Source organism: Nostoc sp. (genome assembly GCF_036919595.1).
Lineage (GTDB): Bacteria > Cyanobacteriota > Cyanobacteriia > Cyanobacteriales > Nostocaceae > Nostoc.
On the sequence record NZ_JBALCO010000127.1, the window covers coordinates 22,916 to 36,016 of the forward strand.

Sequence of the window (13,101 nt, forward strand, 5' to 3'; positions counted from 1 at the left end):
AATTTCATTGTCCAAAATTGAAACATCGTAAATTCGGTCAGACTTTCCAGCATAGAAATTAGAAACTCATAAATTTCCCGGATAAAAAAATAACTCCCTGAAGATGTGGGAGTTGTCATTTTGTATTCGAGCAGTTTTTCAAACGATTCAGAATGGAGCGATGCCTGCGGCGGGCTGCGCCTACGCCAAGCAGATAGCAGCCAATATAGCAGCAATGACATAAAATACTCCAACCACTTGCAATTCTGACCAGCCAGTCAGTTCTAAATGATGGTGTAAGGGTGCCATTTTGAAAAGGCGCTTGCCTTTGCCATCAGGGCCCTTAGTGGCTTTGTAATAACTTACCTGTGCCATCACAGAAAGAGTTTCCACGAAGAAGATACCACTGAGAATGAATAGAGCTACTAAGGTGTTTGTCAATAGCCCTACAGCAGCTAAAGCTCCTCCCAGTGCTAAAGAACCGGTATCTCCCATAAAAACGCGGGCTGGGTTACGATTATGGGCTAAGAAACCTAAACACCCACCACTTAAAGCAGCACAGAAAACCATTAACCCAGGTGCTGTAGGTGCAATCAAGGCACCTAATGCCAAAAGTGCGATCGCTACTGTTCCTGCCGCCAAGCCATCAATACCATCTGTTAAATTAGTCGCATTACTTTCTGCAACTAGCACAAAACCTGCTAATGGCCAAAATAGGAATCCTAAAGGTAGTGTGAAGCTCACCCAAGGCAAAGCAATATTTGTAATATTAGAAGGTTGATTAAACATCAGCCATAGACAAAACACTGCGGCAAAACTCACCTGCAAAGCCAGTTTCAATTGGGGAGATATACCTTTATTTGACTTCCGGCGCAGAATTTGCCAGTCGTCAAGCCAGCCAATCAATCCGTAGCTGACTGTCAATGCCGAAACTGCAAGCACGTCTGTAACAAAGTTAGACAATATGCAGGCAATTATCACACCTATAGGTATGAAAAATATACCGCCCATTGTTGGGGTACCTGCCTTTTTTAGATGGGCTTGGGGCCCATCTTCGCGAATTATTTGTCCAGTTTTGAGGGCTTGAAGCAGGGGTATTACCCAATAGCCCGCGGCACCTGAACCCAGCGCACACAAGAGTAGTGGCAAGGTCAACGACATACTTTGCCAGGGTAGCCGATTGGCCATTGAATCCAAGCAAAATGCTGTTGTACCTAGCCCTACGGCTAATAAAGAGGCTAGAGCGATTCCAGAAATATTTAATCCTTGCTCAGGAGATAATTTAGCGTCCACAGAAGTTTCCCTTCACTCCACACTTATAAAACTGAATATCAGGAACTAGGGATACTACCAAGTCCCTAGCCTGAAAAGGCTAATCCTCGGCGATTCCTATATTGTCATCATCATCAAGGTCGTAGCCAATTCCATCTTCTACACCCATTAGGGAGTCTGTTCCTTCTTCGTCATCTTGAAAATCCGGTTCGTGAACGTCACGCGTTATGATCCGACCATTGGTTTGCAACCAGTCCAACAAAGAGGACGCTTGCTTTAAGGGGATGACATCGGCTCGTTGGTTACGGGGGTCTTCACGTAATGGAGAGTTCAACATATCGAGGAGGACAAGAAAAGGTATACGTAAGTTGACATTTAGAGTCTATCACTTGACACGGATTAATTTAGTTATCTTTTCAACCCTTTAGTTGAGAAATCCGCATTCCGATAGAAATTTTTTATTTAATAGGCATATGGCTTAGGTTAAGCGATTATTAGTAACTTTTATGGCTCTACACATAGGTCATGAATATCTTGTTTATGCTGATGGAAACTGAGTGATTTTAGAGGTGACAGGCGATGATGGCAAAAGCGGCTCTTATAGATGCGATCGCACTTACTGATCGCGGTTTATTGGCGACCCAAGCACAGAAACAGACTATCCTAGCTGCGATCGCCAATTTAGAAGACTTTAATCCTACACCCCGTCCGGTGGAAGCTAGTAATTTGCTAAATGGCGATTGGCGATTACTATACACCACTAGCAAGGCTCTTTTAAACATAGATCGTTTACCTTTTTGTAAACTGGGTCAAATCTATCAGTGTATCCGGGTAGATACTGCCAGTGTTTACAACATAGCTGAGATTTTTGGCTTACCTTATTTGTCAGGATTAGTCAGCGTAGCTGCTAAATTTGAGCCAGTTTCAGATCGGCGTGTCAAAGTAAAATTTGAGCGGTCTATTATCGGCTTACAACGTTTAATAGAATACAATTCTCCGGTAACTTTTATCCAACAAATTGAAGCAGGTAGGAAATTTCCGGCGATTGATGTTGCAATAAAAAGTGATCAACAGCAAGGCTGGTTAGATATCACTTATATAGATAACGATCTGCGGATCGGCAGAGGTAACGAGGGCAGCGTGTTCGTATTGAGTAAAACATAAGTTTGTGCAAAGATCCTGTTGCGAACGAAGGTACGCTATAATGTGTACCTTGTCAAGTAGTAAATAATACCATTTTAAATTTGGGATGTGCCAAGGGAGTGAAAGCAAGAAAGCAGTTCTTGCTGGGAGCAGAGAGGAAAGAGGTAATTTTAATTCTCACCCTTGCACCCTACCCCCAGCCCTTTTGCCTCTTATCCCCCATACCCAATGGCCAATTCAGACAAATAACTTAACAAAGACTCTTGCTGCGACCTTCAGGTTGTAGAGTGAAATCAATTAGCCCTCTAGATTGGCGTATTGATAACTAAAAGGGAAAATAATCATGGTTCAACGTGGTTCTAAAGTACGTATTCTCCGCCCTGAATCCTACTGGTTTCAGGATCTAGGAACTGTGGCTTCCGTAGACCAAAGCGGCATCAAATACCCTGTAATTGTCCGCTTTGATAAGGTCAATTACGCTGGTATCAATACCAACAACTTTGCTCAAGATGAATTAGTGGAGGTTGAAGCACCGAAGGCTAAACCACCTAAAAAATAATCAGCAAAGCTACAAGGGGATTGTTTGATGCGATGATGAAGGGAAATCTGAAGTATGAAGTATGAAGTATGAAACTTTCAGTTCATTCATCCTTCATCCTAGCCTACCCTAATCTCCGAAAAGCCGCCCTGCGGGTATTTACGGTTTCTCTTTGGTAGTGCTACGAGCCACTAACGGCTGTGTAAGTTACTACCCCATCTTTTCTTCCTTGATCTCTCAAGTACATCAAAATTGCTTGCTTAACTCAGCTTGAATGCCTGAACTGCCTGAAGTTGAAACAGTCCGAAGGGGTCTAAATCAATTGACCCTCAACCAAGAAATCACGGGGGGAGATGTGTTGCTCAATCGCACTATCGCCTACCCGTTTTCTGTTGGTGAGCTTGTTGATGGAATTAAAAAAAATGCCATCACTACTTGGCATCGTCGCGGTAAATATCTCCTCGCCGAACTCGCTCCCTCATCCTCTTCCCCTTCCTCAAGCAGTTGGCTAGGGGTTCATCTGCGAATGACCGGTCAACTACTATGGCTGCATCAAGATGAACCATTACATAAGCACACGCGGGTAAGATTATTCTTTGGGGAGCAGCAGGAATTGCGTTTTGTTGATCAGCGTACCTTCGGTAAAATTTGGTGGGTTCCGCCTGGTGTTGCTGTAGAAAGTATTATGACTGGTTTGGCAAAACTGGCAGCAGACCCATTTTCACCCGAATTTACTGGCGAATATCTAGCTCTCAAACTCAAAAACCGCCGCCGTCCGATTAAGACTGCGCTACTCGATCAATCAGTGGTGGCGGGATTAGGTAACATTTATGCAGATGAAGCATTGTTTAAGAGTGGAATTTTACCTGAAACCTTGTGTATAGATTTGCAGCTAAAGCAAATTGAGCGTTTGCGAACAGCCATAATTCAAGTTTTACAAACCAGTATTGAAGCTGGTGGTACGACTTTTAGTAATTTCTTAAGTGTTAAGGGTGTCAACGGTAACTATGGTGGTGTTGCCTGGGTTTATAACCGCGCTGGAGAACCCTGTCGAGTTTGTGGCACACCAATTCAACGGATTAGGCTAGCTGGGCGTTCTAGTCACTTTTGCCTACAGTGTCAAACACTACGGGGAGTTAGGAGCGGAGCCGGAGACGCTCCGCCTCCGGTTAAGAATTAGAAGTTAGGAGTTTTTACTTCTAACTCCTAACTCTCTTAAAATGCAGATGAAACAAGTTACAAATTTGAGAGGGGAATTCATGGCAATTAAAAAAGGAGATATGGTTCGCGCTATCCGCGAGAAACTGGAAAATAGTCTGGAAGCAAAAGCCAGTGATACTCGGTTTCCTTCTTATTTGTTTGAAACCAAGGGCGAAATTGTAGATGTCAAGGGTGATTACGCCCTGATTAAGTTTGGGAAAGTGCCAACACCTAATATTTGGTTACGTGTGGATCAACTCGAAGAGTTTAAATAATTAAACGCCTTGAGACTGAAGTCCTTACAGTTAGCCATATCCCGCCCTGTACTGAAGTACGGCGGCTCAGGTTATTCAATAATGTTTTAAATGTGAGATTGTTTGACTTTTTCGCAACCTCAAAATCACAGCAAAAACAAAAGGCAGTAGGTTCTAATCCCGCTGCCTTATTTGTTAGCTATTCCAAAATTTATCACTTTTCACCGAATCTGGAAAACCTCACTTCCATACTTTTATTCCTCTGCCCTTTTAGGAGAAAGGCTTTGAATTCTCCCCATTCCCTACAAGGGTTAGTGGCTGGAGGGTTAGGTTTGGCATTAACGGCGGTGATCCTGATCTGCGGGGTCGCCATAGGGGTCTTCACTGGCTGGGCGAACGTCACCAAACTCGCCTTGGTCTGCGGGGTCGCCATAAGGGTCTTCACTAGCTGGGCGAACGTTGCCGTAAGACGAGATATCTGCGGGGTCGCCATAAGGGTCTTGACTGGCTGGAGTCACGTTGCCATAAGATGCCGGATCTGCGGGGTCGCCGTAGGGGTCTTCGCTGGCTGGACGTACATTGCGATCGCGGAATTCGGCATCTTGGTCAACTTGATCGCCGTTCGATCCCAAAAGGAAATCTTTCGCCTTTCGCAAAAAGTCATCTACCATAATCTGTCTCCTGATTTTAGTTCGTGTTTCCGACGTGCGCGATCGGCGTTATCCTCCGAGAAACCCGCTTTAGATATACACACGCTTCGCTATCTAGAGAGCCGGAGCTGCGGATGAAGTGATGCCACTTAGATCGCGACCTGTGGTACTCCCGTTATAGCCTTGGAATTGCCGATAGCTTTGTGCCTCAGATTCCGGTACTCGAATTCCTTCTGATGGTGGAGTTACCCAGTGAGGGCGCTTTTCAGCATCGCGGTAGTATACACGCCCATTTTTGGAAAGATAGTACTTACCTTGCGCTCCTTCTTTTGAAGCATTTTTATGCTGGTTGTAGACGTAGTAAAGTGCCGCAGCCCCTGCCAAAAGTGCCACTTTTTGCCCCGTACCCAATCCCTTCTTAGCTTCAGGTTGGTTTCGATTGTTGCTCACTGTTCTACCAACACTATCATCAACAGGTGGTGGTACAGAAGCATTTCGGGAACCGCCTCCGCAGCTACTCAACAAGGGTACTGTTAGCAATGCTGAAAGCAGCACTGCAAATAGACGCGAAACTACTTTACGTTCTTTATATATTGTGTTCATCGGATTTCATCATCACCTGTATTTGCTAAAAGCCTTGCTGTTGCAAATACAAAGTTGGAATTCCTGTAATTTCGCCTGGAATTGAAAAAACATATACCACTCAATGTACAACTGCACAGCTACAGCGTTTCTATCTCATACATAATGAGCGATTTTTTCAAGTATTTCATCCTGCCTTTGAGAGAACCTCCATTCATCCTAAGGAAATATATTGTTGATTTTTTATGAGTCTATTTAGCTGAAATTTTTAAATCTTCAGCAATTTCTCGGTTATTTTTTTGTGCTAAATTAATTACAAAGATACAGCCACTACAATAATAAAGATTGTCAAAAAATACACTTACTATGACATCAAAAAATACAGCCCAAATTAGCACTCGTCTCCTTTTGGCTTTGTGGGATTTGGGAGGAATGCAGCAGGAAGTTAAGAAGGGTCAACTTACTAAGCGAATTGTAGGCAAAAGCCAGAAGGTGACAGATTATCAGGACATATTCGAGGAATTACAGAAGCAGGGTGCGATCGCAATTTCCAAAAAGGGATATTCTCTGACATCTGGCAAGGGTTTAGAGGTATTGGGTGAGGGTTTGAGAAGTGGTGATTTTAAGTTTGAAGGGACGATTGTCGGAACTTGGGCGGCAAATGCGTTGGTGAAATGGATTAGTCAGATTGATGTTGCGGTTAGTGGTGCAGATGTACCAGTTAATGGGAAAAGTGCGTTAGCGGAGCTTTCCGAAGGAATCGCATCTTACGACGAGTTTAAGTCAGTGGCGTTGGAAGTCTACGACAAGTTGAATCAAAACTACAACTTAGATGATTTAGTGCCAATTTACAGAATTAGGAGAGAAATAGGCGATCGGGTAAGTCGTGAAGATTTCAACGAGTGGCTACTGGAAATGCAAGCTAATGATATTTTTCAAATGATGACTGGAGAAATACCAGACTTTAATTCTGATAAACGTGACGACTCAATCACTATACCTGGAGTAGGATTGCGTTCTTACGCCAAGCGTTTGAATTAATCAGATTCCCACTAATTTCCGTACATTAACTCATACTTTACAGAGTCACTATGACGAATAACCCTGCGTCTCCCATAGAAGCCGTCAATGCTGCCATTCAAAGCCACAATCCATTTATAAACGCTGGAATTGTCAAAGAACAGGATATTTGGAAGAAGAAATCGCCAGACGTACCTAGCTTGAATGCCCATGCTTCTGATGCAGTTTTTCAAGCAATTGAATTAGTACGGACAAGTCAATCTAGTCAAGACAAGGTGACTTCAATTGCTATAACTGCACAGCAAGGAGTTGGTAAAACCCACCTCCTTAGTCGCATTCGTCATCATCTCGAAAAAGAAGGTGGTGCTTTATTCGTGTATGCGGGTGGTAATAACTATACAGACTTAAATTTGGTTAAGTACCAATTCCAACAAACCCTAGCCGATAGTCTGAGCAAAACTGGTAGTCAGTGGGTTATGCAGTGGCAGGAAGTTGCAGCAGCCATAGCAAACGAAGGTAGAAGTGAAAATGCTCCCACTCCAGCAGAGTTAGTCAAAAAATTTGATCAAGCCTATGCACAGAGTTTGGCTAAAAATAAAAACTTAATGAATGCTTTGCAAAAGCAAGTCTCCAAAAATAAGCCAAATGCAGATCCCTATATTCTTCGAGCTATTTTGTGGACGCTTTCAGAAACTCAAGCAGCTTTTGCAATCAAATGGTTATCTGGTGAAGAGTTAGCTCAAGTTAATGCTGATGAGTTGGGACTACCTAATCCTAACAAAACGAATCAAGATAAAGAAGCTGAAGCTCTCAAAAATATTCAGCAGATTTTGAATTTGGTTAGTTTCTATAACCCAGTCGTTATTTGTTTTGACGAAATAGATGTTAAAAACAACTCTACTGAGGATGGGTTACCAACAGAGAGTGTAATCGCTAATTTGGTCAAAATTCTCCATGATACTCTCGAAAATTCTGAACTTAGTCAAGGTGTTGTTATTCTCACAGTAATGTTGCCTGAAACATGGAGAGACAAAGTAAATTCTATGTCAGGTGGTACGCCTGATAGAATTTCAAAATATACACAACGAAAACCGCTAGAATTAAAACACGTTAGTGGCGACTCAATGGTTGAATTAGTCACTGTTTGGTTGGAAGAGTTTTACAGTGCAAAAAATTTAGTTCCTCCTCATCCACTTTATCCATTTGAAGAAAGTAAGTTAAGAGAATACGGCAAAGTAAGTAAACCAACTGTAAGGGAAGCTCTGCGATGGTGTACAGATAACTTTAAGATTTATGAAGAACCGCTTCCATCCGATCCATTTGAGAGGTTTGAACTGGCATTCAAAAAGGAAAGCGAGGCAGATATTGGAGATTATATAGAGGATAGTTCCTTAATTGCTGAAGCTCTCTATTTTGGGTTTGTAACTTTAAAATTTCAAACTTTAGAAGGAGTAATGATTGAAGAGGTTATAAACGATATAAAGCCTAAAGCATACCATATAAATTATATAGATTTCAAAATAATTGGTAATGAGAGAGGGAAAGAAGTAAAAATAGGTGTGGCTGTAATACAGTCTTCTCAAGCTACATTAACAGCAGGATTAAAATGGTTAATAGATTACGAAAAATATGACCTTACTCGCGGGTGTCTAGTTCGTTCTGAATACAAGATAAAACAGATTAAAAATAATTCATCTGCATATAAATTGCTGAACGAACTTATATCTTTAAAAGGTGGCGAACACGTCGATTTTATAGGAGAGCAGATTCGCCCACTTATAGCAACTTTAACTGTTTATCAAAAACGCTTAAGTTATCAATTAAAAGAAGAAGATATTTTTGATATAATTTCAAAGAATAAGATTATGCTTGATAATCTTTTAATTCGAGAAATTTTAAGTAACCCATCGGGTAGTATGCCTACTGTTGAGGATGAAGAAGATATCCAACTAATAGATAACTTCCTCAACTCTTCAAATATTAGTGAAACAGATAACTCAGATGAATTGAACGAGTTGTTTAGTTAAATATGAGTGAATCAATTTTAATTTACAACGCCCTATGTCTACCTGCTCCCGATATTGAAGCTTTAATACAAGGGCGGATAATTGCAGCCATGCCCCGGAAATTGCTTAATGCTGGGCAAAAATTTGCTCTTTACCCCCTTGATTATTCAGCAACTATGCTTTCAATTGAGCAATACTATCACGCACATTTTTTAACCATTGCTCAAAGTGTATTAACACAGTTTAATAATCAGGGCATTTTATTACAGCCTAAGCAAATCAGCTTACTTAAAAATGATGAGCAGTTACAATTACCCCTCTTATCTTATAAAATGGTTTCAATCAAAGCTTGGGCTACATGCGAACGTTGCCAAATACTAAACTCGACTGAAAACTTAGATATTTTATCTCAGCTAACTATATGGAAAACAGAAGTATTTGAAGCAATATTACAGAAACAACCACATATTTTTTTGGCTTACTTACGAGTTTATCATTTACCTGAGTTATCTGAAGTTGTAGCTAATCCGAACATTCAAGAAAAATTAGGTAAATTTGTGGGTTTACCTAATATTGGTGTTTCGGAAGTAAATCCAGTATTAAACGATCGCACCTTCGCCCAACGTAAGCATCAGTTAGAAAATCGACAGCCACCGCTGCATCCTGAACTAGAAGAATTGCAGAGTGCGATCGCATCCCTTGCCATAAGCCAACCAGCAGCTAAACAATTAGACGGCGATATCAAAATATTTTTAGGTTGGAGTAGTGACAAGCTAATTAAGCAACCCGATCAAAATTTAGCTTGGATAAATGATATTGCAAAATTGGGCGATCGCAGCATCGAACAAGATGAGAAAAAAAGTAACTATCAAGCTGGTACAGATTTTGAAAATATCGCACGCCAAAGTCTGGAGTTTTTAGGCTTCAAAGTTGAAAATGCTTACAAAGGTGGCGCTGGAGGCTTAGATTTATTTTGTTCAAAACCTTACCCTATTGTTTGCGAGTGTAAGGCGGGTAAGCTGATTCCGAGTCGTACTGTTGAGGAATTACTCAAACTTGGTGGGATGCACTTAGGAAAAACTCAACTATTAACTTCAGCTAAATTAGTAATTGGGCCTGGTAATCCATCTACAGATACACTAAAAGCCGCTAAAGAATGGGAAGTAAGTATTATTAATGCTATGACTTTACAAAAACTCGTTGAATTAAAAGCAAAATATCCAGGTGCTATTAACTTAGTTGAATTACAGCAATATCTAGAACCTGGGCAAATTGACTATAGAATTAATGAATATATTGATAAAGCGGAGAGAGAGATTAAATTGCGATCGCACATTATCCAGCTTGTCAAAAATTATTTAGAAAACTCAGGCATAGAATCTGCTGGTGTTGAAGCTTTACATGGTGCGTATTTTGGCTCACGTCCGCCACAGCCAATAACAACAGCAGAAATGCACGAAATTCTAATTGAACTTTCTTCACCCTTAACAGGCTATTTAGGACGAATAAAAAACAGTGATTGGAAAGGCGATCGCTTTTACTTTCTCCGCGATTTACCTCTTAACTAAAAGTGAAGCATCCTAGACGGAAGATATATCTTCTATCTAGGATGCTTCACAATAAAAAATTGTTGTATTAGCAACAATTATGGACAAAATGTGATATGAAGACTAGAGCTATCAGCTAGCAGAAACGGTCAAACTGCCGGGTTTGTGAAGATCACCTTCCAAAACTACACCTCGCTGATTGGCATGGATATGACGCAAAATCTTGTAAATTGCCTCAACTTGATCTGATGCGCCTGCCTTTTCGGCGAGTTCGTCAACAGAAAGGGGAGTTTTTTCTTTTTGTAGCACTGCTACGACTCGTGTTTGCAAGTCGAGAATCGTGGCGGCAGCTTTTTTGCCAGCTTCTACACCTGGTTGATGGTAGGCGTTGATGTTGACCAAACTAGCATATAAACCAACAGCACGTTCATACAAAGCAATTAATGCCCCTACAGTTCGGGGATTAACTTGGGGAATGGTAACTGTAATCGAATCGCGGTGATTTTCATAAAGCGCTTGTCGGGTTCCTTGGAGAAAACCGGAAAGATAATCGCCTGTTGTAACTCCGGGATCTGTTTCAGTGGATGGGCCTTGACGATCTTCCAACACTTCGATGAAGGTAGCAAAGAAATTCGCTACACCCTCACGTAACTGCTGGACATAAGCGTGTTGATCTGTTGAGCCTTTGTTGCCATAAACGGCGATGCCTTGATGGACAACGTTGCCGTCTAAGTCTTTTTCCTTGCCCAAGGATTCCATCACCAGCTGTTGCAAATAGCGACTGAATAAAAATAAGCTGTCCTTGTAAGGTAGAACAACCATATCTTTTTCGCCCTTTCCATTGCCCGCAAAGTACCAAGACAAAGCAAGCAAGGCTGCTGGGTTATTTTTCACATCTGGGATGCGGGTAGCGTCATCCATTTCTTTTGCGCCATCTAGCATAGCGCGAACATCAATCCCCTGTAATGCCGCTGGTACTAGCCCCACAGCAGACATTTCTGAGGTGCGTCCTCCTACCCAGTCATACATGGGAAATCTGGCCAGCCAACCTTCGTCTTTGGCCAAGTTATCGAGGTTGCTATCAACGCTAGTAATTGCTACCGCATATTGAGCAAATTCCAAATTGTGTCCGGCGTAGGCTTTTTTAACTTCAATCATGCCGTTGCGAGGTTCCGGCGTCCCTCCAGATTTAGAGATCACCAATACTAAAGTGCTGGCGAGGCTATTTCGCACATGATTGAGAATGCTATCGATACCTGCCGGATCATTGTTATCGATAAAGTGAAGTTTCAGGGGCGGGAAATCAGAAGCGAGGGCTTCAGCGACGAATTGGGGACCGAGAGCGGAACCACCAATTCCAATGGAGATAATATCCGTGAAGCGGCTTGCTCTGGGAGGATGAATAGCACCTGTTTGGACTTTTTCCGCAAAGGCTTCGATTTGTTCTAGGGTTTGGACAATTTCTTGTGTAAGTTCTGGAGCTGGCGCTAAATCAGGATTTCGCAGCCAGTAGTGTCCAACCATGCGCTTCTCGTCAGGATTTGCGATCGCACCCTTCTCGAGTTGAGCCATATCCGCAAACGCCTTGTCAAACTTCGGACGCAATGAATCCACTAAGGCATCATCGAACCGCATTCGACTCACGTCTAAGTACAGTCCCAATCCCTCGTGGAAATATAACCAGTTTTGGTATCGTTGCCAAAGTGCCCTAGCATCCATAGGGAAATCTCAAATAAAGTGTTTTTCAAAACCAGTTTAATGTAAGGTTATAGCGATCCCTGCCTAGCCTTATACAGTTTACAGTTTTAAGTGTTCCCTTGACTCTTATCCTTAAACATCTGGCATAGGCATGACACGCAGAAATTTCACAATTTCACCCCTGATTTCTATACCAATCAGATAATTATCTAGGGTAAAGCGGTGAAAAATGCCTTCACTATCAAGGTGTCGTAGTTCTTTTAGATCACTCAGTTGCCACTTTTGGGCTAACTCAATAAAGACAAAATCATGCACCCGCTCGTAGGCGGCAGGTTCTAAATTCTTCAGGTCTAGCAAAAAAGACCTTGCATAGCGCATTTCCAAACTCACTAGGCGTTACCTTAACCAAAACTTGAGGGACGACACCAAAAGAGGGCTGAGTTGAAAGTAGTGGGTGCTGAGTGAAGAAGCAATACTAAGACTTACACTTGGGCATATTGAGTCTAAATCTCTGGCTTTAGCTCTGAATAATAAACAAATTTCTTCCTAACTTATCCCTTAGCTTTTACTATGGGCTACTACTTAGCACTATTAAAAGCGCTACTGAATCAGAAAAACATCAACAGTCGTACCGCTTCTTCATGGGTTAAGATATCCCACGGTTGCTGCGATCGCTTAACTTGTTGTATCGCTTTGAGCATATAAAAGTCACAATGTAAACCTTCGAGAACGTCCCAAATGTCTTGTAAATCCTCATCGGCTAACTGCTCGATTAAGTGATGCATTCTCAGTCGCAGCAAATTCATACGTCAATTATTCCCTACAACCCAAGACCAACAATAAATAGTATTCCCACAAAATTAGCAAAGGTTAACGGCAATGTAGGACTATGCTCAAGCAACGCTAAAATTTATTCGCCAAGCGTTGAGGGTAGGGGGCAGGGGAGCGTCCGCGAACTCGAAAGTTGAGCCTTTGAACTCGAAGGTTGAGCCTTTGAACTCGAAGGTTGAGCCTTTGAACTCGAAGGTTGAGCCTTTGAACTCGAAGGTTGAGCCTTTGAACTCGAAGGTTGAGCTTTTGAACTCGAAGGTTGAGCTTTTGAACTCGAAGGTTGAGCTTTTGTATCCGCTCAGAAAACCGGGGCAGGGAGAAAAAAGTAAGTAAGTGCGTCGTAGAATATGAAACATGACGCAACAATCATCACCAGATCAA

General features: G+C 42.0%; 14 protein-coding genes. 7 read left to right on the plus strand and 7 right to left on the minus strand.

Annotated features, from left to right (window positions below; all coding sequences use genetic code 11):
- Positions 1–180 precede the first annotated feature (180 nt).
- Positions 181–1,272, minus strand: a complete 1,092-nt coding sequence (mraY, locus tag V7K21_RS19035; protein WP_335176823.1) for a phospho-N-acetylmuramoyl-pentapeptide-transferase — start codon at positions 1,270–1,272, stop codon at positions 181–183.
- Between the two features lie 79 nt (positions 1,273–1,351).
- Positions 1,352–1,588 carry a DUF3134 domain-containing protein gene (locus tag V7K21_RS19040; RefSeq protein ID WP_335176824.1) on the minus strand — a complete coding sequence of 79 codons (237 nt, stop codon included), beginning with the start codon at positions 1,586–1,588 and terminating at the stop codon, positions 1,352–1,354.
- Positions 1,589–1,830: 242 nt separating this feature from the next.
- Here V7K21_RS19040 and V7K21_RS19045 point away from each other — a divergent pair, with 242 nt between their 5' ends.
- The 4 genes from V7K21_RS19045 to V7K21_RS19060 all read left to right on the plus strand — a co-directional run bounded on the left by V7K21_RS19045 (position 1,831) and on the right by V7K21_RS19060 (position 4,407).
- Positions 1,831–2,415 carry a PAP/fibrillin family protein gene (locus V7K21_RS19045; RefSeq protein WP_335176825.1) on the plus strand — a complete coding sequence of 195 codons (585 nt, stop codon included), beginning with the start codon at positions 1,831–1,833 and terminating at the stop codon, positions 2,413–2,415.
- A gap of 322 nt (positions 2,416–2,737) precedes the next feature.
- Positions 2,738–2,953 carry a photosystem I reaction center subunit IV gene (locus V7K21_RS19050; RefSeq protein ID WP_335176826.1) on the plus strand — a complete coding sequence of 72 codons (216 nt, stop codon included), beginning with the start codon at positions 2,738–2,740 and terminating at the stop codon, positions 2,951–2,953.
- 253 nt (positions 2,954–3,206) lie between these two features.
- Positions 3,207–4,112 (plus strand): DNA-formamidopyrimidine glycosylase, encoded by a 906-nt coding sequence (locus V7K21_RS19055; protein ID WP_335176827.1) that lies wholly within the window; start codon positions 3,207–3,209, stop codon positions 4,110–4,112.
- 79 nt (positions 4,113–4,191) lie between these two features.
- Positions 4,192–4,407: an NAD(P)H-quinone oxidoreductase subunit O gene (locus V7K21_RS19060; RefSeq protein ID WP_298918180.1), complete on the plus strand. Its 216-nt coding sequence runs from the start codon at positions 4,192–4,194 to the stop codon at positions 4,405–4,407.
- A 317-nt stretch (positions 4,408–4,724) separates the two neighbouring features.
- Here V7K21_RS19060 and V7K21_RS19065 read toward each other — a convergent pair whose 3' ends face one another.
- A complete protein-coding gene (locus V7K21_RS19065; protein WP_335176828.1) occupies positions 4,725–5,057 on the minus strand; it encodes a translation initiation factor in 333 nt (110 codons plus the stop codon).
- A gap of 93 nt (positions 5,058–5,150) precedes the next feature.
- The gene (locus tag V7K21_RS19070) at positions 5,151–5,639 is read right to left on the minus strand and encodes a hypothetical protein (protein WP_334798288.1); all 489 of its coding nucleotides are present in this window, start codon (positions 5,637–5,639) and stop codon (positions 5,151–5,153) included.
- Positions 5,640–5,984: 345 nt separating this feature from the next.
- Between V7K21_RS19070 and V7K21_RS19075 the strand changes: the two genes are divergently transcribed.
- From V7K21_RS19075 to V7K21_RS19085, 3 genes are read left to right on the plus strand one after another with little or no spacing between them, the layout of a single operon-like run.
- Positions 5,985–6,659 carry a hypothetical protein gene (locus V7K21_RS19075; protein WP_335176829.1) on the plus strand — a complete coding sequence of 225 codons (675 nt, stop codon included), beginning with the start codon at positions 5,985–5,987 and terminating at the stop codon, positions 6,657–6,659.
- 50 nt (positions 6,660–6,709) lie between these two features.
- Complete coding sequence (locus V7K21_RS19080; protein WP_335176830.1) at positions 6,710–8,665, plus strand: P-loop NTPase fold protein; 1,956 nt, start codon at positions 6,710–6,712, stop codon at positions 8,663–8,665.
- A 2-nt stretch (positions 8,666–8,667) separates the two neighbouring features.
- On the plus strand, positions 8,668–10,212 hold the full coding sequence (locus V7K21_RS19085; protein ID WP_335176831.1) for a DUF1802 family protein: 1,545 nt from the start codon (positions 8,668–8,670) through the stop codon (positions 10,210–10,212).
- Between the two features lie 111 nt (positions 10,213–10,323).
- On the opposite strand, the gene V7K21_RS19090 is transcribed toward V7K21_RS19085, so the two are convergent.
- The 3 genes from V7K21_RS19090 to V7K21_RS19100 form a co-directional block, all read right to left on the minus strand.
- Positions 10,324–11,910, minus strand: a complete 1,587-nt coding sequence (locus tag V7K21_RS19090) for a glucose-6-phosphate isomerase (RefSeq protein ID WP_335176832.1) — start codon at positions 11,908–11,910, stop codon at positions 10,324–10,326.
- 111 nt (positions 11,911–12,021) lie between these two features.
- The gene (locus V7K21_RS19095; protein ID WP_273763768.1) at positions 12,022–12,279 is read right to left on the minus strand and encodes a cytotoxic translational repressor of toxin-antitoxin stability system; all 258 of its coding nucleotides are present in this window, start codon (positions 12,277–12,279) and stop codon (positions 12,022–12,024) included.
- A 218-nt stretch (positions 12,280–12,497) separates the two neighbouring features.
- Entirely contained in the window at positions 12,498–12,695 is a 198-nt protein-coding gene (locus tag V7K21_RS19100) for a hypothetical protein (RefSeq protein ID WP_273763769.1), read from the minus strand.
- Positions 12,696–13,101: the final 406 nt, after the last annotated feature.

Bases quoted from the DNA above. Each gene is read 5' to 3' on its own strand.
- V7K21_RS19075 (WP_335176829.1), top strand. From the start codon at position 5,985: ATGACATCAAAAAATACAGCCCAAATTAGCACTCGTCTCCTTTTGGCT.
- V7K21_RS19100 (WP_273763769.1), bottom strand. From the start codon at position 12,695: ATGAATTTGCTGCGACTGAGAATGCATCACTTAATCGAGCAGTTAGCC.
- V7K21_RS19060 (WP_298918180.1), top strand. From the start codon at position 4,192: ATGGCAATTAAAAAAGGAGATATGGTTCGCGCTATCCGCGAGAAACTG.
- V7K21_RS19065 (WP_335176828.1), bottom strand. From the start codon at position 5,057: ATGGTAGATGACTTTTTGCGAAAGGCGAAAGATTTCCTTTTGGGATCG.
- V7K21_RS19055 (WP_335176827.1), top strand. From the start codon at position 3,207: ATGCCTGAACTGCCTGAAGTTGAAACAGTCCGAAGGGGTCTAAATCAA.
- V7K21_RS19045 (WP_335176825.1), top strand. From the start codon at position 1,831: ATGATGGCAAAAGCGGCTCTTATAGATGCGATCGCACTTACTGATCGC.
- V7K21_RS19085 (WP_335176831.1), top strand. From the start codon at position 8,668: ATGAGTGAATCAATTTTAATTTACAACGCCCTATGTCTACCTGCTCCC.
- V7K21_RS19050 (WP_335176826.1), top strand. From the start codon at position 2,738: ATGGTTCAACGTGGTTCTAAAGTACGTATTCTCCGCCCTGAATCCTAC.
- V7K21_RS19040 (WP_335176824.1), bottom strand. From the start codon at position 1,588: ATGTTGAACTCTCCATTACGTGAAGACCCCCGTAACCAACGAGCCGAT.
- V7K21_RS19080 (WP_335176830.1), top strand. From the start codon at position 6,710: ATGACGAATAACCCTGCGTCTCCCATAGAAGCCGTCAATGCTGCCATT.
- V7K21_RS19070 (WP_334798288.1), bottom strand. From the start codon at position 5,639: ATGAACACAATATATAAAGAACGTAAAGTAGTTTCGCGTCTATTTGCA.
- V7K21_RS19090 (WP_335176832.1), bottom strand. From the start codon at position 11,910: ATGGATGCTAGGGCACTTTGGCAACGATACCAAAACTGGTTATATTTC.